At 62.4% G+C, this 20,571-nt stretch carries 17 protein-coding genes; 15 read left to right on the forward strand and 2 right to left on the reverse strand.

From position 1 onward, the window contains the following. Nucleotides 1-120: 120 nt before the first annotated feature. Complete coding sequence (locus CEJ42_RS21485; protein WP_079217408.1) at nucleotides 121-1,080, forward strand: LysR family transcriptional regulator; 960 nt, start codon at nucleotides 121-123, stop codon at nucleotides 1,078-1,080. Between the two features lie 141 nt (nucleotides 1,081-1,221). Further along, nucleotides 1,222-3,270 (forward strand): AsmA family protein, encoded by a 2,049-nt coding sequence (locus CEJ42_RS21490; protein ID WP_207760469.1) that lies wholly within the window; start codon nucleotides 1,222-1,224, stop codon nucleotides 3,268-3,270. A gap of 708 nt (nucleotides 3,271-3,978) precedes the next feature. On the opposite strand, the gene CEJ42_RS21495 is transcribed toward CEJ42_RS21490, so the two are convergent. Next, nucleotides 3,979-4,281 (reverse strand): 2Fe-2S iron-sulfur cluster-binding protein, encoded by a 303-nt coding sequence (locus tag CEJ42_RS21495; protein ID WP_079217410.1) that lies wholly within the window; start codon nucleotides 4,279-4,281, stop codon nucleotides 3,979-3,981. A gap of 487 nt (nucleotides 4,282-4,768) precedes the next feature. Continuing rightward, a complete protein-coding gene (locus CEJ42_RS21500; RefSeq protein WP_088752483.1) occupies nucleotides 4,769-5,653 on the reverse strand; it encodes a LysR family transcriptional regulator in 885 nt (294 codons plus the stop codon). 323 nt (nucleotides 5,654-5,976) lie between these two features. Here CEJ42_RS21500 and CEJ42_RS21505 point away from each other — a divergent pair, with 323 nt between their 5' ends. From CEJ42_RS21505 to CEJ42_RS21565, 13 genes are all read left to right on the forward strand, one after another. Then, a complete protein-coding gene (locus CEJ42_RS21505) occupies nucleotides 5,977-7,488 on the forward strand; it encodes a CoA-acylating methylmalonate-semialdehyde dehydrogenase (protein WP_088752484.1) in 1,512 nt (503 codons plus the stop codon). Between the two features lie 166 nt (nucleotides 7,489-7,654). Further along, a complete protein-coding gene (locus CEJ42_RS21510; protein ID WP_088752529.1) occupies nucleotides 7,655-9,277 on the forward strand; it encodes a GMC family oxidoreductase in 1,623 nt (540 codons plus the stop codon). A 212-nt stretch (nucleotides 9,278-9,489) separates the two neighbouring features. Beyond that, the gene (locus tag CEJ42_RS21515; RefSeq protein WP_079217414.1) at nucleotides 9,490-10,260 is read left to right on the forward strand and encodes an ABC transporter ATP-binding protein; all 771 of its coding nucleotides are present in this window, start codon (nucleotides 9,490-9,492) and stop codon (nucleotides 10,258-10,260) included. Further along, nucleotides 10,260-11,015 (forward strand): ABC transporter ATP-binding protein, encoded by a 756-nt coding sequence (locus tag CEJ42_RS21520; protein ID WP_088752485.1) that lies wholly within the window; start codon nucleotides 10,260-10,262, stop codon nucleotides 11,013-11,015. The genes CEJ42_RS21515 and CEJ42_RS21520 overlap by 1 nt, the downstream gene beginning before the upstream one ends. 196 nt (nucleotides 11,016-11,211) lie before the next feature. After that, nucleotides 11,212-12,420: an ABC transporter substrate-binding protein gene (locus tag CEJ42_RS21525; RefSeq protein WP_079217416.1), complete on the forward strand. Its 1,209-nt coding sequence runs from the start codon at nucleotides 11,212-11,214 to the stop codon at nucleotides 12,418-12,420. Nucleotides 12,421-12,565: 145 nt separating this feature from the next. Continuing rightward, nucleotides 12,566-13,450 (forward strand): branched-chain amino acid ABC transporter permease, encoded by an 885-nt coding sequence (locus CEJ42_RS21530; RefSeq protein ID WP_079217417.1) that lies wholly within the window; start codon nucleotides 12,566-12,568, stop codon nucleotides 13,448-13,450. Nucleotides 13,451-13,463: 13 nt separating this feature from the next. Next, nucleotides 13,464-14,444, forward strand: a complete 981-nt coding sequence (locus CEJ42_RS21535; protein WP_088752486.1) for a branched-chain amino acid ABC transporter permease — start codon at nucleotides 13,464-13,466, stop codon at nucleotides 14,442-14,444. Nucleotides 14,445-14,719: 275 nt separating this feature from the next. After that, nucleotides 14,720-15,481 carry a sulfite exporter TauE/SafE family protein gene (locus CEJ42_RS21540; protein WP_088752487.1) on the forward strand — a complete coding sequence of 254 codons (762 nt, stop codon included), beginning with the start codon at nucleotides 14,720-14,722 and terminating at the stop codon, nucleotides 15,479-15,481. Between the two features lie 387 nt (nucleotides 15,482-15,868). Continuing rightward, a complete protein-coding gene (mnmG, locus tag CEJ42_RS21545; RefSeq protein ID WP_088752488.1) occupies nucleotides 15,869-17,800 on the forward strand; it encodes a tRNA uridine-5-carboxymethylaminomethyl(34) synthesis enzyme MnmG in 1,932 nt (643 codons plus the stop codon). 35 nt (nucleotides 17,801-17,835) lie between these two features. Further along, nucleotides 17,836-18,498, forward strand: coding sequence for a 16S rRNA (guanine(527)-N(7))-methyltransferase RsmG (gene rsmG / locus CEJ42_RS21550; protein ID WP_088752489.1), 663 nt, complete (start codon nucleotides 17,836-17,838; stop codon nucleotides 18,496-18,498). Further along, nucleotides 18,498-19,034 (forward strand): lipocalin family protein, encoded by a 537-nt coding sequence (locus CEJ42_RS21555; RefSeq protein WP_079217422.1) that lies wholly within the window; start codon nucleotides 18,498-18,500, stop codon nucleotides 19,032-19,034. The genes rsmG and CEJ42_RS21555 overlap by 1 nt, the downstream gene beginning before the upstream one ends. A gap of 94 nt (nucleotides 19,035-19,128) precedes the next feature. Continuing rightward, nucleotides 19,129-19,761 carry a leucine efflux protein LeuE gene (gene leuE, locus CEJ42_RS21560; protein WP_088752490.1) on the forward strand — a complete coding sequence of 211 codons (633 nt, stop codon included), beginning with the start codon at nucleotides 19,129-19,131 and terminating at the stop codon, nucleotides 19,759-19,761. Nucleotides 19,762-19,779: 18 nt separating this feature from the next. Next, a complete protein-coding gene (locus CEJ42_RS21565; RefSeq protein WP_079217424.1) occupies nucleotides 19,780-20,550 on the forward strand; it encodes a ParA family protein in 771 nt (256 codons plus the stop codon). Nucleotides 20,551-20,571: the final 21 nt, after the last annotated feature.

Below are 20,571 nucleotides of genomic sequence, written 5' to 3' on the forward strand. Positions count from 1 at the left end.
CAGTGTAGTGAACTCACATTTGTTTGACCAATTTCCTTTTCGGATATCAGTTATATAATCCGTGAATAGCAATTCGACGATGTTGTTCGCGATCCACTTTCAGCCGCAAAGGCCCGCCCTATGAGCTTTCTCACCCTGGACCTGAACCTGCTGCGCGTATTCGACGCGGTCATGACCGAGCAAAACCTGACGCGCGCCGCCAACCTGCTGGCGATGACCCAGCCGGCTGTCTCCAATGCGCTGCGTCGCCTGCGCGACACGCTCAACGACGACCTGGTGATCCGCACCGCCCACGGCGTGAAGCCGACGCCACGCGCCGAGGAGCTGTGGCCGACGGTGCGCCGCGCGCTCTCCGAGCTGGAAGCGGTGATCGCGCCGGAGAGCTTCGACATCTCGCGCGCCCAGAACACCTTCCGCATGGCCATGGTGGACGCCACCGCCGCGCTGTGGCTACCGTCGCTGGTGCGCACCATCATGCGCGACGCCCCGCGCATCAAGATCCGCATGATGCCGCTGACCACCCGCGACCCGCGCGCCATGCTGCTGCGCGGCGACATCGACCTGGCGGTGGGCTTCTTCCCGGGCGTGACCGCCCAGCTGGCCGACGGCCAGGGCATGGCCAAGACCCAGATCAGCCACGCCCGCCTGTACACCGGCCAGTACGTCTGCGTGATGAACAAGAACCACCCGCTGGCCGGCCAGCCGCTGACGCTGGACACCTACTGCGCCGCCGACCACCTGCTGGTGAGCCTGTCGGGCAAACCGCACGCGGTGATCGACGACGTGCTGGCGGGCATGAACCGGGAGCGCAAGATCCTGCTGACGGTGAACCAGTTCTTCACCGCCGGGCGCATCGTGGCCAGCTCGGAGCTGCTGACCGTGCTGCCGCGCCACCTGGTGGCGGCCACCGGCATGGCCGATGTGCTGGTGGTCAAGGAACTGCCGTTCCAGACCCCAGAAGAGCATGTGGACATGTTGTGGCACGAGCGCGACGCCCGCAATCCGGCCCATAAATGGCTGCGCGCCCACCTTTCTGCAACAACTCACGACGAATTCGGTCGTATCAACATGAAGCGCTGATGCGGCGCGCGCAGGCTTAACACCCGTCTTGTCCACAGGCCTCCCCGGAGACAGGAGGCCGGCGGGTGCGCCTGCACCGAAAAAATTCGGCGGCCGCGGCATCGGCGCATGTTGATCAACCCTCACGGGAAGACCGAACCTATGCCGCGCCCGCTAAAAATAATCCTGTGGCTGCTTGCCAGCCTGATCCTCGTGATCGCCGCCGCGATCATCTTCATCCTCACCTTCGACTGGAACCGGGCCAAGCCCTGGATCAACAGCCACGTCTCTGAATCGATAGGGCGCCAGTTCGCCATCAACGGCAACCTGTCGCTGCACTGGCAGCGCGCCGAGCCGACCACGCCACCGGTGACGGGCTGGTCGCGCTGGGTGCCGTGGCCGCGCCTGCAGGCCGACGACATCACGCTGGCCAATCCCGAGGCCTTCGCCCAGTCCGACAAGATGGCCACGGTGCAGCAGATCACCTTCACGCTCAATCCGGTTCCGCTACTGGTGCACGACATTTCCGTGCCGACGCTGGAAATCAGGAATCCCGACGTCTCCCTGCTGCGCAACAAGGACAGTGTGAACAACTGGACCTTCAAGACCAGCGACAGCGGTCCCTCTCCGTGGAACCTGAAGCTGGGGCGCCTGATCCTGCGCCAGGGCAAGCTGGCGCTCGACGACGCCACGCAAAAGATCGACATCAAGGCCGAGATCGACACCCTCGACCCGGACCGGGAAAAGGTCTACGGCCTGGGCTGGAAGCTCAAGGGCAGTTTCAACGGCGCGCCGGTCGCGGGCGAGGGCAAGGCCGGCGGCGTGCTGTCGCTGCAGGACCAGTCGCAACCCTATCCCCTGCAGGCCAACGTCAAGGTGGGCAAGACGGCGATCGGCGTGCGCGGCACGCTGACCAAACCCGCCGAACTGGCCGCGCTGGACCTGCGCCTGTCGGTGTCGGGCGCCAGCATGGGCAATCTCTATCCGCTGACCGGCGTGCTGCTGCCGGAGACGCCGCCCTTCGCCACCGAGGGTCGGCTGGTGGGCAAGATCGACGCCAAGCACAGCGAATGGAGCTATGAGGAATTCACCGGCAAGGTCGGCGCCAGCGACATCGGCGGCAGCCTGTTCTACAACACCGCCGGCCAGCGGCCGCGGCTGGATGGCGCGATCACCTCCCAGCTGCTGCGCTTCGACGACCTGGCGCCCCTGATCGGCGCCGACTCCAACACCGAGAAGGCCAACCGCGGCGCCGAGGAGCGCCAGCCGACGGACAAGGTGCTGCCGGTCAAACCCTTCAGCACCGAGGCCTGGGGCGCGCTGGACGCCGACGTCAAGCTGACCGGCAAGCGCATCCTGAAGGAAAAGGACCTGCCCATCAGCGACCTGCAGGCGCACCTGATCCTGAAGGACAAGGTGCTCACGCTCGATCCGCTGAACTTCGGCGTGGCCGGCGGCAACCTGACCTCGACCATTCGGCTCAACGGCCAGGACAAGCAGATGAAGTCCGACATGAAGCTGTCGGCGCGGCGCCTGAAGATTCAGCAGCTGTATCCGGAGCTGGCCTCATCCAAGACCAGTTTCGGCGAGATCAACGGCGACGCCCGGCTGTCGGCGACCGGCAACTCGGTGGCGGCCATGCTGGGCTCGGCCAACGGCGAGGTGAAGACGCTGGTGAGCCAGGGCGCGATCAGCAAGTTCCTGCTGGAGGCGGCCGGGCTGAATGTGGGCAATGTGGTCATCAGCAAGCTGTTCGGCGACAAGGAAGTAAAGCTGAACTGCCTGGCCGGCGACCTGCCTGTGAACAACGGCGTCATGCAGGCCAAGACCCTGATCCTGGACACCGAAGACGCGCTGATCCTGGTCGACGGCACGGTGGACATGAAGCAGGAGAAGTTGGACCTGAACGTGCATCCCAAGAGCAAGGGCCTGCGCATCATCTCGCTGCGCTCGCCGCTGTACGTGAAGGGCACGTTCAAGAACCCGGATGTCGGCGTCAACGCCGGCGTGCTGGCCTTGCGCGCCGGCGGTGCGGTGGCGCTGGGCCTGCTGGCGCCGGTCACGGCCATCCTGCCGCTGATCAATGTGGACGGCGAACAGAAGGCCGATTGCGCCAACCTGCTGGAAGAGGTGAAGAAGGCGCCGCAGGCCCCGCCGCCGGGCAAGAGCCCGGCGAAAAACAGCAGTGGAAAAGTTGCGCCCAAAAAATAGGCATCAGGGAAATTGACGTTTTGACCATCCGGGGCCGGGGGATAACTCTCCCGGCCTCGTCTTTTTTCGATCACTTTTTTGATCTGTGCACAGGCGCACAAAAATGCGCTGCCCGGTGAAAACATCAAAAAATGCTCTGGAATAAGCTCAACAGGTGGGAAAAACGACCGGAAATCAGCCCGAAACGGCCAGAAATGCGGGATTCCGGAAAATTGCCCGGCCGATCAGGTTTTCGGCCGGACGAAAATCAGCCTGTGGATAAAGTTCTGAATAACTTTTTCACGGATTGGGGACAAGCCCGAAAGTTATCCAAAGCCGAAAATTTATCCAAGAAATATTCGGGCGCCATACAGGCCTTGCCAAGTGTTTATACTTTTCGCAAGCGCCTGATTTTTTTCCGGTAAACCAAGTTATCCACAGAAAGTGGCGAGTGTTAACCATTACCTACTAATTTTATATACAGACTTATTCTAAAAGCCTGAAAACCCGAACTTCGGCGGCGAACGCGAAAAGCGGTGCGTAAAACACCGCAGATGTTGTTCTTCAGGAAAGACCTGTTGATGCAAGACGAATGCGTTTTCCTGACTTCTGCGAAGCGCAGGCACTCGGCAATGAAAAAACGCTTGTGGAGAAGTGAAAAGCCGGCGCGCGGGATAAGTTATCCACCGCCGATGGCGGCCAAGGCCCGCCAAGGCATCAAAACGGCCCTCAGCCCTTCAAGTCGACGGCGTCCGGGACCTCCAGCACCAGATCCGACTCGGCCTGCGCTACGCAGGGCAGGATCCATCCTTCGGCTTTTTCCTCCCTGGTCAAACCCGGCCATTCGATCTGGTAACTGATTTGTCCACTGCCGAGCTTGCACATGCAGGTCCGGCAGGTGCCGTTGCGGCAGGAATTGGGCAGGCGGATCGACTGCGCCAGCGCCGATTGCAGCAAGGACAGCTTGTTTTGTTGCTCGAATTGCATGCCCGAAGGCTGGAGTTGGATGAGATGCGGTCGATCGGGACTCATGGCGCGTCAACAAGCCTTTTTATTTGGTCTTTTTACCGATTTTTGGGCGGCCTGTGGATAAGTCTTTGCATATCAGGCGCATGGATTGGGTATATCTAGGCAAAGTTATCCAGTGCCGAAATTTTGTCCAAGATCTGTTCCTCGACAATCCCAAAGCTTACCAAGCGTTTATCAAGGACGTAAACGACTGATTCTTTTCATGTAAACCAAGTTATCCACAGAAAAATCCGACGTTAACCATTACTACTATCCTTATATATATCCTTTTAACTTAAAGAACAGAAACCAGGGAACAGCGTGGACAACTCAACTTCCACGTGAAAAACAGGAAACCCGAACCGCTCAAGGCCTTGACCAGCACGGTGTTGCAACGAAGGTCCTTTGGGTTCGGCAACAAAGACGATGAAACCTGGCAAGCAGTCTGCTCCAGCACTGCAGGCTGGATGCGACGTCCCGATGTCCGTCAGATCGAGCTGGGTTGAGCAGTTCAGTGCTTCCAGACTTCCTGCAATACCTGGAACACCGCCTTGACGGTGTCGTTGTTCTTTTGTCTATCCAGGGAAATGAAGCTGAGCTCTGTGGACAATTCAACCGCGTCCGCAATGACCAACCCGTGGGCATGCGCCTGGCTCAGGGCGATCGACTCGCGCGCCAGCGACAGGCCGACCCCGGATTTCACCAGGTCCAGCATCGAAGACTCCTGGTCGACCAGGGCGACGGTGTCGGGTTTGACCTTGTGTTCGGCAAATACCTTGGACAGCAGCCGGTGGTGCGCGGACTCGGGCGGGGTCCAGATCCAGGGCAGGCGCGACAATTCCTTCCAGCCTTTGCCGGCGACCCGGCTTTTCCAGCCGGCCGGGGCGATCACGTTGTAGGTGAAGGGCGTCAAGGTCATGGCGTGAAAGCCCTTGCCCGGATCGCCGAGGAAAAAGCCGACATCGAGCCGGCCTTCGCGGATTTCATTCAAGACCGAACCCGACATGTGGTGCGACAGCTTGGTCGAGAGTTGCGGATGGCGTTCGACCAGCAGTTTGAGGAAGGCGCCCAGCCGGATGAACTCCGGGTCGAGGATGGTGCCGATGGCAAGCGAGCCGGCGATATTGGTCCCGCTTGCCTGCAGTGCCGCCGCGTGGCGGCGCAACTCCTGAAGATCGGCCAGTACCCGCTCTGCCAGCGGCAACAGTTTGTTGCCTTCGACCGTCAACACCATGCCGCCGGCGCTGCGCGTGAACAATTGAAGTCCCAGGTGTTCTTGCAGGGATTTGATCTGCAGGCTGACCGCGGGTTGGGTTACGTGCAGCTTCTCAGCGGCGCGGGTCAGGGTGCCTTCACGTGCGACGCTGATAAATGCACGTAATTGAATGATATCCATCGCTAAGTTCTGCCAATTGCAATAAATAGAGGTTTAACAAGTCTGTGGATAAACAGTGGAAAGTCCATGTATATCTCGTGCATATCCTCTGTATAAGCCCGGTATATCCCGGTGGATAGCATGTGGGCAAGTCGCCGGATCCAGGCAAATCAATTATAAGTATTTTTTATGTTGTTGCTGATAATTACTCATTGGATAGGATGGCGTTGCAGCGCTATTCTTGCTCCGACCGATTGACAGTCATTGCCCGCATCCATCGCCGGGCCACCGGATCAGGAGACGGATCCGGCTCGGTTCTACGGAAAATAACCAAAGGAATACTTATGAGCTTCCCGCACATCGACCATTTCATCAACGGCCAGCTGTCGCGCTCCGAAAGCGGACGCAGCCAGGACGTGTTCAACCCGGCCACCGGCAGCCCGACCGCCAAGGTGTCGCTGGCGTCGGTGGCCGAGGTCAATGCGGCCGTGGCGGCCGCTTCGGCCGCGGCGCCTGCCTGGGCCGAGACCGCGCCTTTGAAGCGCGCCCGCGTGCTGTTCAAGTTCAAGGAGCTGATCGAGCAGAACCACGACGCGCTGGCCAAGGCGATCACGCTGGAGCACGGCAAGGTGTTTTCAGATGCGAAAGGGGAGGTGACGCGCGGGCTGGAGATCGTGGAATTCGCCACCGGCATCCCGCAGCTGCTGAAGACCCAGTTCACCGACAACATCGGCGGCGGCATCGACAACTGGAACCTGCGCCAGCCGCTGGGCGTCACCGCCGGCATCACGCCGTTCAACTTCCCGGTGATGGTGCCGCTGTGGATGGCGCCGGTGGCCATCGCCACCGGCAATACCTTCGTACTGAAGCCCTCCGAGCGCGATCCTTCGCCCTCGCTGATGCTGGCCGAGCTGTTCAAGCGCGCCGGTCTGCCCGACGGCGTATTCAACGTGGTGCAGGGCGACAAGGTGGCGGTCGACGCGCTGCTGGAGCACCCCGAGGTGCAGGCGGTGTCCTTTGTCGGATCCACGCCGATCGCCGAATACATCTATCGCAAATCGACCGAACGCGCCGGCACCTTCCCGCTGCGTGCGCAGGCCCTGGGCGGCGCCAAGAACCACCTGGTGGTGATGCCGGACGCCAACCTCGACCAGGCCGTGGATGCGCTGATCGGCGCGGCCTACGGCTCGGCCGGCGAGCGCTGCATGGCGATCTCGGTGGCGGTGGCCGTGGGCAGCGTGGCCGACAAGCTGGTGGAGGCGCTGATCCCGCGCGTGAAGGCGCTGAAGGTCAAGAACGGCATGGAAGACGACGCCGAGATGGGCCCGCTGGTGACCGGCGCGCACAAGGCCAAGGTCGAAGGCTACATCCAGAGCGGCGTGGACGCCGGCGCCAAGCTGCTGGTCGACGGCCGCGGGCTGAAGGTGCCGGGCCACGAGAACGGTTTCTTCATCGGCGGCACGCTGTTCGACAACGTCACCACCGACATGAAGATCTACCAGGAAGAAATCTTCGGCCCGGTGCTGTGCGTGGTGCGCGTGCCGGACTTCGCCGAGGCTGTGAAGCTGATCAATGCGCACGAGTACGGCAATGGCGTGTCGCTGTTTACCGCCGACGGCAATACCGCGCATGAATTCTCGCGCCGCATCCAGGTCGGCATGGTGGGCATCAACGTGCCGATTCCGGTGCCGATGGCCTGGCATTCCTTCGGCGGCTGGAAGCGCTCGCTGTTCGGCGATACGCATGCGTACGGCGAAGAGGGCGTGCGTTTCTACACGCGCTACAAGTCCATCATGCAGCGCTGGTCGGCGACCATCGGCAAGGGCGCGGAGTTTACGATGCCGGTGGCGAAGTAAGTACAAGGATGTGTCGTCCTGACGAAGGTCAGGGCCCAGTGTCGTTCGTCGTTCGGCAGCCGTCGAGCCACGATGAACGACACTGGATCCCGGCCTGCGCCGGGATGACGATGAATGGATGGCGACCAGCGCCGACAATAACAACGACAATAACACCGGAGACACCATGCAATCGGCAGGGCAATACGACTACATCATCATCGGCGCCGGCACGGCCGGCTGCGTGCTGGCCAACCGGCTTTCCAAACAGCCCGGCGTGAAGGTGCTGCTGCTGGAAGCGGGCGCCAAGGACGACTACATCTGGATCCACATCCCGGTCGGCTATCTCTATTGCATCAACAATCCGCGCACCGACTGGCTGTTCCGCACCGAGGCCGATCCGGGGTTGAACGGACGCAGCCTGATCTACCCGCGCGGCAAGGTGCTGGGCGGCAGCTCCTCGATCAACGGCATGATCTACATGCGCGGCCAGGCGCGCGACTACAACGAGTGGGCGCAGCTGACCGGCGACGACAGCTGGCGCTGGGAGAACGTGCTGCCGCTGTTCAGGAAGAGCGAGGACTACTACGGCGGCAGCGGCGAATTCCACGGCGCCGGCGGCGAATGGCGAGTGGAGAAGCAGCGCCTGCGCTGGGACATCCTCGACGCCTTCCGCGAGGCGGCGGCCGAAACCGGCATTCCCAAGATCGACGACTTCAACCGCGGCGACAACGAGGGTTGCGGCTACTTCGACGTCAACCAGAAACGCGGCGTGCGCTGGAACGCGTCGAAGGCTTTCCTGCGCCCGGCAATGAAGAGCGGCAACCTCGACATCATGACCGGTTCGCACGTGAAGAAGCTGCGCTTCTCCCAGGGCGAGAACGGCCCGGTGTGCACCGGCGTGGAGTTCACCGGCGGCGGCGGCGAGTGGTTCGCCGAATCGAAGAAGGAGACCATCCTCTCGGCCGGCGCGATCGGCTCGCCGCATATCCTGCAGATGTCGGGCATCGGCGCGCCGGAGCTGCTGGCCAGGCACCAGGTGCCGGTGGTGCACGCGCTGGCGGGCGTGGGCGAGAACCTGCAGGATCACCTGCAGATCCGCACCGCCTTCAAGGTCAGCGGCGCCAAGACGCTCAACGCGATGGCGTCCAGCCTGGTGGGCAAGATGATGATCGGGCTTGAATACATGTTCAGGCAGAGCGGACCGATGTCGATGGCGCCGTCGCAGCTGGGCGCCTTCGCCAAGTCCGATCCGTCGCAGGCGACGGCCAACCTCGAGTACCACGTGCAGCCGTTGTCGCTGGAGAAGTTCGGCGATCCGCTGCATGCTTTCCCGGCCTTTACCGCCAGCGTATGCAACCTGCGGCCGACCTCGCGCGGCCATGTGCGGCTCGCATCCGTGGACCATGCGCTGGCGCCGAAGATCACCACCAATTATCTCGCCACGCAGGAAGATCTGAAGGTCGCGGCCGACTCGCTGCGCCTGACGCGACGCATCGCCGCGGCGCCCGCGCTGGCCAGGTACAAACCTGAAGAATTCAAGCCGGGCCTGCATTACGAGACCGAAGAGGATCTGCATCGCGCCGCCGGCGAAGTGGGCACGACGATATTCCATCCCGTGGGCACTTGCCGCATGGGACGGGACGACGACGCGCTGGCCGTGGTGGACTCGCAATGCCGTGTGCGCGGGGTGGCAGGACTGCGTGTGGCAGACGCTTCCGTGATGCCTTCCATCACGTCCGGTAATACCAACTCGCCGACGGTGATGATCGCCGAGAAAGTCGCTTCCCATCTGCTTTCCGGGCGCTGAAACTAAATTTTGCGAGGGCTGACCAATACGGTACTTATACGTATTGTAGGAATGGTACGACTCGGCTACTATGCGCCAAATATTAAAACGAGCTTCTCGAATCGCCAGATAAGAACGGCGGTCCCTTATGCCAAAAGCGTCAGGAGATCCGCGGAAGGGCAGGCCTTGACGACCGGATCACCGGCGCGGGCATCAAAGGGAAAGATGAGACTATGACAGACGTCATTCTGGAGACACGGAACCTGACGAAGGAATTCAAGGGTTTCACGGCAGTAAGCGCGGTCAACCTCAAAATTGAGCGCGGCCACATTCATGCATTGATCGGCCCCAACGGCGCCGGCAAGACTACCTGTTTCAACCTGCTGACCAAGTTCCTGGTGCCGACCTCGGGCCAGATCCTGTTCAACGGCAAAGACATCACCATGGATGCTCCCGCGCAGATCGCGCGCCAGGGCATCATCCGTTCGTTCCAGATCTCGGCGGTGTTCCCGCACATGAGCGTGCTGGAGAACGTGCGTATCGGACTGCAGCGCAAGCTCGGCACTTCCTTCCATTTCTGGAAGAACGGCGAGAGCCTGAAGCAGCTCGACGAGCGCGCGATGGCCTTGCTCGACGAGGTCGACCTGACCAGCTTCGCGCACACCACCACGGTGGACCTTCCCTACGGCCGCAAGCGCGCCCTGGAGATCGCCACCACGCTGGCCATGGAGCCCGAGCTGATGCTGCTGGACGAACCCACCCAGGGCATGGGCCACGAAGACGTGGACCGCGTCACCGCGCTGATCAAGAAGGTCTCGGCCGGCCGCACCATCCTGATGGTGGAGCACAACATGAGCGTGATCGCAGGCATCTGCGACCGCATCAGCGTACTGCAGCGCGGCGCCTTGCTGGCTGAAGGCACCTACGCCGAAGTCTCGCGCAACCCGCAGGTGATGGAAGCCTACATGGGCACCGCCGCCACCGAACTGCAGGGAGCGCACTGATGTCGACCGCAACCATGAATGCCACCGTGAGCACCTCCACTTCCAATGCCCCCCTGGCGCTGCAGATCAGCGACCTGCAATCCTGGTACGGCGAGTCGCACATCCTGCACAACGTCAACCTCAACGTCCACCAGGGCGAAGTGGTGACGCTCCTGGGCCGCAACGGCGCCGGCCGCACCACCACGCTGCGTTCCATCATGGGCCTGGTCGGTACCCGCCGTGGCTCGATCAAGATCAACGGCCAGGAAACCATCAGCCAGGCCACCCACAAGATCGCCCACCACGGCGTGGGCTACTGCCCGGAAGAGCGTGGCATCTTCTCTTCGCTGTCGGCGGAAGAAAACCTGCTGCTGCCGCCTTTCGTCTCCAAGACGGACAAGGGCATGTCGATCGACGAGATCTACGACATGTTCCCCAACCTGAAGGAGCGCCGCAACAGCCAGGGCACACGCCTGTCGGGTGGCGAGCAGCAGATGCTGGCCGTCGCCCGCATCCTGCGCACCGGCGCGCGCCTGCTGCTGCTGGACGAGATCTCCGAAGGCCTGGCGCCGGTCATCGTGCAGGCGCTGGCGCGCATGATCACCACGCTGAAGTCCAAGGGCTACACCATCGTGATGGTGGAGCAGAACTTCCGCTTCGCCGCGCCGCTGGCCGACCGCTTCTACGTGATGGAGCACGGCCAGATCGTCGAGTCCTTCGAGTCTTCGCAGCTGGAAGCGAAGATGCAGACGCTCAACGAACTGCTGGGCGTGTAAGCCCGCCTCGTCAGCGCGGTCGCACCGGCATTTGCGCGCGGTCGCGCAAGAGATCCACACCACAAGAACAGCTGCACCACCATAAGAAGAAGTACATAACCAAAGTACGTCAGCGGGGGAGCGATCCTCTCTCGCCCATAAAAAGTTGTCTCGCATCAAAACCCATTTAGCGGGCTTCATAACTGAGGAGATGAAAATGAAACTTAAGGCAATGGCACTCGCCGTCACCGCTGCAGCTGCAGCATTCTCGATGGCGCCGGCATCGGCGCAGATCTCGGGCGACGTGATCAAGATCGGTTTCATCACCGATATTTCCGGCGTGTATTCGGACATCGACGGCCAGGGCGGCGCCGAGGCCATCAAGATGGCGATCGCCGACATGGGCGGCTCCATCAACGGCAAGAAGATCGAACTGGTCGTGGCCGACCACCAGAACAAGGCTGACGTCGCCGCCAGCAAGGCGCGCGAATGGTTCGACCAGCAGGGCGTGGACATGCTGATCGGCGGCACCAACTCCGGCACCGCGCTGGCTTCGGCCAAGGTCGCGGCGGAGAAGAAGAAGGTCTACATGCAGATCGGCGCCGGCTCCGCGCGCCTGACCAATGAAGAATGCTCGCCTTACACCGTGCACTATGCCTACGACACCGTCGCGCTGGCCAAGGGCACCGGTTCGGCCGTGGTGAAGCAGGGCGGCAAGAGCTGGTTCTTCCTGACCGCCGACTACGCCTTCGGTCACTCGCTGGAAGCCGACACCGCCACCGTCGTGAAGGCCTCGGGCGGCACCGTGGTGGGTTCCGTGAAGCATCCGCTGGGCGCATCCGACTTCTCGTCGTTCCTGCTGCAGGCGCAAAGCTCCAAGGCCCAGATCGTCGGCCTGGCCAACGCCGGCGGCGACTTCATCAATGCGGTGAAGGCGGCCAATGAATTCGGCATCACCAAGACCGCCAAGCTGGCCGGCCTGCTGGTGTTCATCAACGACGTGCACTCGCTGACCCTGAAGACCACCGAAGGCCTGTACCTGACCGACAGCTGGTACTGGGACGCCAACGACGAGACCCGCGCATGGGCCAAGCGTTACTTCGCCGTGCGCAAGAAAATGCCGTCCTCCCTGCAAGCCGCCGACTACTCGGCAGCACTGCAGTACCTGAAGGTGGTCAAGGAAATCGGCACCGACGATTCGGACAAGGTCATGGCCGCGCTGCGCAAGGCCAAGTTCACCGACGTCTATCAGAAGAACGGCTACCTGCGCGCCGACGGCCGCGTGATGCACGACATGTACCTGTACCAGGTCAAGGCGCAGTCCGAGTCGAAGTATCCGTGGGACTACTACAAGCTGGTGCAGACCATCCCGGCCGAGCAGGCATGGACCACCAAGGCAGAGTCCAAGTGCGCGCTGTGGAAGTAAGGATTCAACGGCAGTAAAGGCAATCCGCAAAATCTGTCATTTCTGTGCAACCGGGAATGGCAGATTTTTGCTGTAGGAAGCGGCCCTCGGAGGAGGGCGGTTTCCGGCGATTGCGTTCTTCACCCATCTGGATGAACGGGTTTTTATGGATATATTCGGCATTCCCCTGCAAGCCTTGTTGAGCCAGCTGCTGCTGGGCCTGGTCAACGGCTCCTTCTACGCCATGCTGTCGCTGGGCCTGGCGGTGATCTTCGGCTTGCTTAACGTGATCAACTTTGCGCACGGCACGCTCTACATGCTGGGCGCTTTCCTGGCGTGGATGGGTTTGAGCTATTTCGAGCTCAACTACTGGGTGATGCTGGCCCTGGCGCCCGTCATCGTGGGCATCTTCGGCATCATCATCGAAAAGACCATGCTGCGCTGGCTCTACAAGCTGGACCACCTGTACGGCCTGCTGCTGACCTTCGGCATCACGCTGATGATCGAGGGCATCTTCCGCTCCATCTACGGCGTGTCGGGCCAGCCCTATTCGGTGCCCGACCTGCTGCAAGGCGCGACCAACCTCGGCTTCATGGTGCTGCCTAACTACCGCGCATGGGTGGTGGTGGCCTCGCTGGTGGTCTGCTTCGCCACCTGGTTCGTGATCGAGAAGACCCGCCTGGGCGCCTACCTGCGCGCCGGCACCGAGAACCCGAAACTGGTGGAAGCCTTCGGCATCAACGTGCCGTTGATGGTGACGCTGACCTACGGCTTCGGCGTGGCGCTGGCGGCGTTCGCCGGCGTGCTGGCCGCGCCGGTGATCCAGGTCTCGCCGCTGATGGGTTCCAACCTGATCATCACGGTGTTCGCGGTGGTGGTGATCGGCGGCATGGGCTCCATCCTCGGCTCCATCATCACCGGCCTGGTGCTCGGCCTGATCGAGGGCCTGACCCGCGTGTTCTACCCGGAGCTGTCGGCGACCGTGGTGTTCATCGTCATGGCCATCGTGCTGATGGTTCGTCCGGCCGGCCTGTTCGGCAAAGAGAAATGAGAGTGAGACCGGCATGAACAAGAAACTGATTGTTGTCATTATGTTAATACTGGCGCTGGCTGCCCCGTTCGGCATCTATCCGGTGTTCCTGATGAAGATGCTGTGCTTCGCACTGTTCGCCTGCGCCTTCAACCTGCTGATCGGTTATACCGGCCTGCTGTCCTTCGGCCATGCGGCCTTCCTCGGTTGGGCCGGCTATATGTGCGGCCAGGCGCTGAAGGTATGGGGCCTGCCGACCGAGCTGGGCCTGGTGGTGGGCACGGCGACCGCGGCGCTGATCGGCCTGGTGATGGGCTTGCTGGCGATCCGCCGGCAGGGTATTTACTTCACCATGATCACGCTGGCGTTGGCGCAGATGCTGTACTTCGTGGCCCTGCAGGCGCCGTTCACCGGCGGCGAGGACGGCCTGCAAGGCGTTCCGCGCGGCAAGATCCTGGGCTTCATCGATCTGGGCAACGACCTGACTCTGTACTACGTGGTGCTGGTCATCGCCATCTTCGGCTTCTCGCTGATCGTGCGCACCATCAACTCGCCCTTCGGCCAGGTGCTCAAGGCGATCAAGGAGAACGAGCCGCGCGCCATCTCGCTGGGCTATGACGTCTCCCGCTACAAGCTGCTGGCCTTCGTGCTGTCGGCGGCGTTGTCGGGACTGGCCGGTTCGACCAAGACCCTGGTGCTGGGCTTCGAGACCCTGACCGACGTGCACTGGAGCATGTCCGGCCTGGTGGTGCTGATGACGCTGGTCGGCGGCCTGGGCACCATCGTCGGCCCGATCGTCGGCGCGGTGATCATCATCATGCTGGAGAACAAGCTGGGCGATATCGGCAACTGGCTGGCCAACGTGACCCACATCGACTGGTTCAACACCCTGGGCGATTCGGTCACCATCGTCACCGGCTTCATCTTCATCGTCTGCGTGCTGCTGTTCCGCAAGGGCATCGTCGGCGAGATCCTGGCGCTCACCCGCAAGGGGCAGGCAAGTCAGAGCCACTGAGTTCGACAGAGACCATGCCATCGGCGACGATGGCATCCTGGCCGCCGGCAGGTCACCGCAAGGTGATTTCCCGGCGGTAATTTTTTGTCCACAGCATTTGCCGGCCATAACAGATGGCCCTGTTGCGCAACAGCCTGGCCCGGTCTTGATCTGTTGCCAATGCGCGAAGGGAGGGCGGGGTAGAATATCGCTCCCGCAGCCGGGTGGGACCGGCCGCGTTTCCTAGCGTGAAAGTCTTGTAATGCAATCTCGTTTTTTCGACCGGGTGATCGGCCATGCTTGATTACCTGATCCTGTGCGCCGGCGCCTTTGTCGCCGGACTGATCGATGCAGTGGTGGGCGGGGGAGGGCTGGTGCTGGTGCCGACCTTGTTCTCGGTATTTCCTAATACGGCGCCGGCCACGCTCCTGGGCACCAACAAGGTGGCCGGGGTGATGGGCACCAGCGCCGCGGCGATCAACTTCGCGCGCAAGGTGGCGGTGCGCTGGAGCACGGTGACGCCGGCCGCCATTGCCGCCCTCGCGCTGTCCTTCTTCGGCGCCTATGTCGTGACCCACGTCCCCACCGACCTGATCCGCAAGGCCTTGCCCTTCGTGCTGATCGCGGTGGCGCTGTACACGCTGAAGAAGAAGGACTTCGGCACTACCCATGCGCCCACGCTGAGCGGTACCCGGGAAATGGTCTTCGCCGCGCTGATCGGCGCCGGTGTCGGTTTCTACGACGGCGTGTTCGGCCCGGGGACCGGGAGCTTCCTGGTGTTTCTGTTTGTGCGGGTATTCAGCTACGACTTCCTGTCGGCCTCGGCCGTCTCCAAGTTCGTCAACATCGCGACCAACCTGGCGGCGCTGTGCTGGTTCGGCTACAGCGGCCACGTGATCTGGCAGCTGGGTTTGCTGATGGCGATCTTCAATATCGGCGGCTCGCTGGTCGGTACCCGGCTGGCCATGAAGCACGGCAGTGTGTTCGTCCGCAAACTCTTCCTCGTCGTGGTGAGCGCCTTGATCGTGAAGAGTGCTTACGACGCCTTCCTGAAATAGCGAAATGTCTGGCCGGATGTTTCACGTGAAACATCCGGCCAATATGTCAGTAGTTTGAAAACGGAGCCTCGGCTCCGTTTTTGTTTGTCGAAAATTGAACGTGTTTTTGGCCTATACCCAGGTATAGGCCAAAAACATCGCAAAATTAATCGTCGATGTTTCACGTGAAACAGCTCGTGGGAATGTTTCATTGATCAGCTATGGCTATGGACGAGAGAAACCGATAGCGTCAAACGGGGGGAGGGCAGGGCGGCAGGGTGAGGTAAACCAGCATCATCCGGCCCGATATTTCATCGGATACGACCCGGCTCCCGACCCCCTCCGGCAAAAGACTTTATAATCTCGCCTCTGCTCCCACCTGTATCTACCTCTCTTGAGGCGCGCATCATGCTATTCCCCACACAATTTGACGTCATCGTCGTCGGCGGCGGACACGCCGGCACCGAAGCCGCACTGGCCGCGGCACGCATGGGCCAGAAGACCCTGCTGCTGACGCACAACATCGAAACCCTGGGCCAGATGTCCTGCAATCCGTCCATCGGCGGCATCGGCAAGGGCCACCTGGTCAAGGAAGTCGATGCGATGGGTGGGGCGATGGCGATCGCCACCGACGAAGCCGGCATCCAGTTTCGCATCCTGAACTCCTCCAAAGGCCCGGCCGTGCGCGCTACCCGCGCCCAGGCCGACCGCGTGCTGTACAAGGCGTCAATCCGCTCGCGCCTGGAGAACCAGCCCAACCTGTGGCTGTTCCAGCAGGCCGTGGACGACCTGATGGTCGAAGGCGATCGTGTCATCGGTGCCGTGACCCAGACCGGAATCCGCTTCCAGGGCAGGGCGGTGGTGCTGACCGCCGGCACTTTCCTGGACGGGAAGATCCACGTCGGTCTGAACAACTACTCCGGCGGCCGTGCCGGCGACCCCCCTGCGGTCTCGCTGTCGGCCCGCCTGAAGGAGTTGAAGCTGCCGCAGGGGCGCCTCAAGACCGGCACGCCGCCGCGTATCGACGGCCGCAGCATCAACCTGGCGATCCTCGAAGAGCAGCCGGGCGACCTGGATCCGGTGCCGGTGTTTTCCGTCATGGGCAACGCCGGGATGCATCCGCGCCAGATGCCGTGCTGGATCACCCATACCAACAGCCGCACCCATGACATCATCCGCGGCGGCCTGGACCGCAGCCCGATGTACACCGGCGTGATCGAAGGCGTGGGCCCGCGCTACTGCCCGTCCATCGAAGACAAGATCCATCGCTTCTCGGGCAAGGATTCGCACCAGATCTACCTGGAACCCGAGGGCCTGACCACCCACGAGTTCTACCCCAACGGCATCTCCACCAGCCTGCCGTTCGACGTGCAGCTGGAGCTGGTGCGCTCGATGAAGGGCCTGGAAAACGCCCACATCCTGCGTCCCGGCTATGCCATCGAATACGATTATTTCGACCCGCGCGGCCTGAAGTCCTCGCTGGAAACCCGCCAGATCGCCGGCCTGTTCTTCGCCGGCCAGATCAACGGCACCACCGGCTACGAGGAAGCCGCCGCCCAGGGCATGCTGGCCGGCATCAACGCCGCGCTGCAGACCCAGGGGCGTGAAGCCTGGACGCCGCGCCGCGACGAAGCCTACCTCGGCGTGCTCGTCGACGACCTGGTCACGCAAGGCGTGCAGGAGCCGTACCGCATGTTCACCAGCCGCGCCGAGTACCGCCTGTCGCTGCGCGAAGACAACGCCGACCTGCGCCTGACCGAGATCGGCCGCGAGCTCGGCTGCGTGGGTGACGCCCAGTGGGCCGCCTTCGACAAGAAGCGCGAAGCCGTTGCACGTGAAATGGAACGCCTCAAGACCACCTGGGTGAACCCGCGCATCCTGCAGGCGGCCGAAGCCGAGCGCGTGCTGGGCAAGGCCATCGAGCGCGAATACAACCTGATCGACCTGCTGCGCCGTCCCACCGTCACCTATGACAGCCTGATGAGCCTCACCGGCGCCGAAGGCCAGCCGCTGGCCGGCCCCGGCATCGAAGACGGCCCGGTGCGCGAGCAGGTCGAGATCCAGGTCAAGTACGCCGGCTACATCGCCCGCCAGGCCAGCGAGATCAGCCGCCAGGACCACAATGAAAACCTGAAGCTGCCGGCCGACCTCGACTACATGGACGTCAAGGCCCTGTCCATCGAGGTGCGCCAGAAGCTGAACAAGCACAAGCCCGAAACCCTGGGCCAGGCTTCCCGCATTTCCGGCGTGACGCCGGCGGCGCTGTCGCTGCTGCTGGTGCACCTGAAGAAGGGCGGCCTGAAGAACGCCACGCAGAACGCCGCCAACGAAGCGGCCTGAACAACCCAACAGCACAAGAACAAGACGGACCACGGATGAGCATCACGGCAGACCAAAGCACCCTGACCCAAACGCTGAAGAACGGCGCCGCCGCACTCGGGCTGGACCTCAACGAGCGCCAGCTCGCGCGCCTGATGGCCTACCAGGCCCTGATGCTGAAGTGGAACAAGGTGTACAACCTGACCGCGTTGCGCGACCCGGCCCAGGTCGTGAGCCACCACCTGCTCGACTCGCTGGCCGCGGTGCCGGCCTTCGCCGGCGCGCGGCGCGTGCTCGACGTGGGCGCCGGCGGCGGCTTGCCGGGCATCGTGCTGGCCATCTGGGCGGCCGATGCCGAGCCGGAAATGCAGATCAACCTGGTCGACACGGTGCAGAAGAAGACCGCCTTCCTGACCCAGGTGAAGGCCGAGTTGCAATTAAGCAACGTATCGGTCTTCCACGCCCGGGTGGAAGAGTTGTCCACAGAGCAACTCTACGACGTCATCACCTCGCGCGCCTTCGCGGAACTCAACGACTTCATCGACTGGTCGAACCATCTGTTGCAGCAGGGCGGCAGGTACATCGCCCTCAAAGGCGTCATGCCGCAACAGGAAATCGACCGGTTGCCGCCGGGCTGGAAAGTGCAGAAGGTACAGCCCTTGCATGTGCCGGGACTGGATGCCGAACGGCATCTCATCTTTATCGAAAGAGCGTCCTGATGAAACTCCTCGCCCGGGCCGTCGCGGCCACACTGATGTCGTTTGCCGTCACCGCCGCCGCCTGTGCGCAGGAAGTGAAGACCGTCCCCGCGGTCGACCTGAAGCGGTACGCCGGCAAATGGTATGAGATCGCCAAGATCCCCAACGGCTTCCAGAAGAAGTGCGTCTCCGGCACCACCGCCGAATACCGCGCGCTGGAGGGTGGCGAGATCGGCGTCACCAACCGCTGCAAGACCGCCGACGGCAGCGACGAGGCGCAAGGCGTGGCGCGCGTCGTCCCCGGCAGCAACAACAGCAAGTTGCAGGTGCGCTTCGCGCCGTCCTGGCTGGGCTGGTTGCCGATGGTGTGGGGTGACTACTGGATCATGGCGCTGGACGAGCAGTACACGCTGGCCACCGTCGGCAGCCCCACGCGTGAATATCTCTGGATACTGTCGCGCACGCCCACCATCAGCGACGAGCAATACGAGAACGCCGTCAACGACGCCACCAAGCAGGGCTTCGACACCTCGCGGCTGGTGAAGAGCAAGCAGTAAGAGCAAAGAGTAAGAGCAAGCCAGCACGCAACAGGCAATACGCAACACGTGCGTCACGCACGGCACAGACCAACAACATCAGGGAGGCGGCACCATGCAGGCACTGTTTCATTCCATCGGCATCACCGACGTCTGGCAGCTCATCGCCGCCACCATGGTGTTCCTGCTGCTGCCCGGCCCCGGCACCTTCTGCGTGCTGACCTGCTCGGCCAAGCACGGCGTGCGCGGCGGCTTTGCCGCCATCGCCGGACTGATGCTGGGCGACATCGTGCTGATGTTCCTGGCCGCCATCGGCGTGGCCGCGCTGCTGCACGCCAATCCGCTGCTGTTCCGCGGCCTGCAGTACCTGGGCGCGGTGTATCTGGCCTACCTCGGATTGCGCCTGCTGTTTGCAAGAGGCGAGGGCGGTGGTACAGTCGTACCCTTTTCCAACGCAGCGGATTTCCGGCGCGGCTTTCTGGTGACGCTGATCAACCCGAAAGCCATCGTGTTCTACATGGCGTTCTTCCCGCTGTTCCTGGATCCCGCCACGCAACAGGGCGCGCTCACTTTCGTCACGATGGGCGCGGTGATCTGCTGCTGCACCGCCTTCTACGGCAGCCTCCTGGTCCTGGTCGGCAACATGGCGGCGCGGCGCCTGGCGCGTAACCGCACCATCGCCAACCTGGCTTCGCGCGCGGCAGGCATTTTCCTGATCGGCTTCGGCATCAAGTTGACGACACAATAAGCGAGTAATCAAAACAACATGGCTAAAATTTTTTGCGTCGCCAACCAGAAGGGCGGCGTCGGTAAGACCACTACCGCAGTCAACCTCGCCGCCGGCCTGGCCCAGCACAACCAGCGCGTCCTGCTGGCCGACCTCGATCCGCAGGGCAACGCCACCATGGGCGCCGGCATCAACAAGGCCACGCTGGAAGGCTCGATCTACGAAGTGCTGCTGGGCATGTCCGACATCCGCAGCGTGCGCAAGACGTCCGAGGCCGGCAAGTTCGACGTGCTGCCCGCCAACCGCGAACTGGCCGGCGCCGAAGTCGAGATGGTCGAACTGGAGCAGCGCGAGGCGCGCCTGAAGAACGCCTTCGCCCAGGTCGCCGACGACTACGACTTCATCCTGATCGACTGCCCGCCGGCGCTGTCGATGCTCACGCTCAACGGCCTGTGCTCGGCGCACGGCGTGATCATCCCGATGCAGTGCGAGTACTACGCGCTGGAAGGCCTGTCCGACCTGGTCAACACCATCAAGAAGGTGCACGCCAAGCTGAACCCGGAGCTGAAGGTGATCGGCCTCTTGCGCGTGATGTTCGACCCGCGCATGACGCTGTCGCAGCAGGTCTCCGACCAGCTCGAGCAGCACTTCGGCGACAAGGTCTTCAAGACCGTGATCCCGCGCAACGTGCGCCTGGCCGAAGCGCCGTCCTACGGCGTGCCGGGCGTGAACTTCGATCCCAATTCCAAGGGTGCGCAGGCCTATATCGCGTTCGGCGCGGAAATGGTCGATCGCATCAAGACGCTGTAATTTATCCACAGCGTCGTTTTT

The organism is Herbaspirillum robiniae, from assembly GCF_002213415.1.
Taxonomy (GTDB): Bacteria; Pseudomonadota; Gammaproteobacteria; order Burkholderiales; family Burkholderiaceae_D; genus Herbaspirillum; species Herbaspirillum robiniae.

What these genes read in the sequence shown, in the direction of transcription:
- CEJ42_RS21485 (WP_079217408.1), top strand. Translation starts at nt 121, where the DNA reads ATGAGCTTTCTCACCCTGGACCTGAACCTGCTGCGCGTATTCGACGCG.
- CEJ42_RS21490 (WP_207760469.1), top strand. Translation starts at nt 1,222, where the DNA reads ATGCCGCGCCCGCTAAAAATAATCCTGTGGCTGCTTGCCAGCCTGATC.
- CEJ42_RS21495 (WP_079217410.1), bottom strand. Translation starts at nt 4,281, where the DNA reads ATGAGTCCCGATCGACCGCATCTCATCCAACTCCAGCCTTCGGGCATG.
- CEJ42_RS21500 (WP_088752483.1), bottom strand. Translation starts at nt 5,653, where the DNA reads ATGGATATCATTCAATTACGTGCATTTATCAGCGTCGCACGTGAAGGC.
- CEJ42_RS21505 (WP_088752484.1), top strand. Translation starts at nt 5,977, where the DNA reads ATGAGCTTCCCGCACATCGACCATTTCATCAACGGCCAGCTGTCGCGC.
- CEJ42_RS21510 (WP_088752529.1), top strand. Translation starts at nt 7,655, where the DNA reads ATGCAATCGGCAGGGCAATACGACTACATCATCATCGGCGCCGGCACG.
- CEJ42_RS21515 (WP_079217414.1), top strand. Translation starts at nt 9,490, where the DNA reads ATGACAGACGTCATTCTGGAGACACGGAACCTGACGAAGGAATTCAAG.
- CEJ42_RS21520 (WP_088752485.1), top strand. Translation starts at nt 10,260, where the DNA reads ATGTCGACCGCAACCATGAATGCCACCGTGAGCACCTCCACTTCCAAT.
- CEJ42_RS21525 (WP_079217416.1), top strand. Translation starts at nt 11,212, where the DNA reads ATGAAACTTAAGGCAATGGCACTCGCCGTCACCGCTGCAGCTGCAGCA.
- CEJ42_RS21530 (WP_079217417.1), top strand. Translation starts at nt 12,566, where the DNA reads ATGGATATATTCGGCATTCCCCTGCAAGCCTTGTTGAGCCAGCTGCTG.
- CEJ42_RS21535 (WP_088752486.1), top strand. Translation starts at nt 13,464, where the DNA reads ATGAACAAGAAACTGATTGTTGTCATTATGTTAATACTGGCGCTGGCT.
- CEJ42_RS21540 (WP_088752487.1), top strand. Translation starts at nt 14,720, where the DNA reads ATGCTTGATTACCTGATCCTGTGCGCCGGCGCCTTTGTCGCCGGACTG.
- mnmG (WP_088752488.1), top strand. Translation starts at nt 15,869, where the DNA reads ATGCTATTCCCCACACAATTTGACGTCATCGTCGTCGGCGGCGGACAC.
- rsmG (WP_088752489.1), top strand. Translation starts at nt 17,836, where the DNA reads ATGAGCATCACGGCAGACCAAAGCACCCTGACCCAAACGCTGAAGAAC.
- CEJ42_RS21555 (WP_079217422.1), top strand. Translation starts at nt 18,498, where the DNA reads ATGAAACTCCTCGCCCGGGCCGTCGCGGCCACACTGATGTCGTTTGCC.
- leuE (WP_088752490.1), top strand. Translation starts at nt 19,129, where the DNA reads ATGCAGGCACTGTTTCATTCCATCGGCATCACCGACGTCTGGCAGCTC.
- CEJ42_RS21565 (WP_079217424.1), top strand. Translation starts at nt 19,780, where the DNA reads ATGGCTAAAATTTTTTGCGTCGCCAACCAGAAGGGCGGCGTCGGTAAG.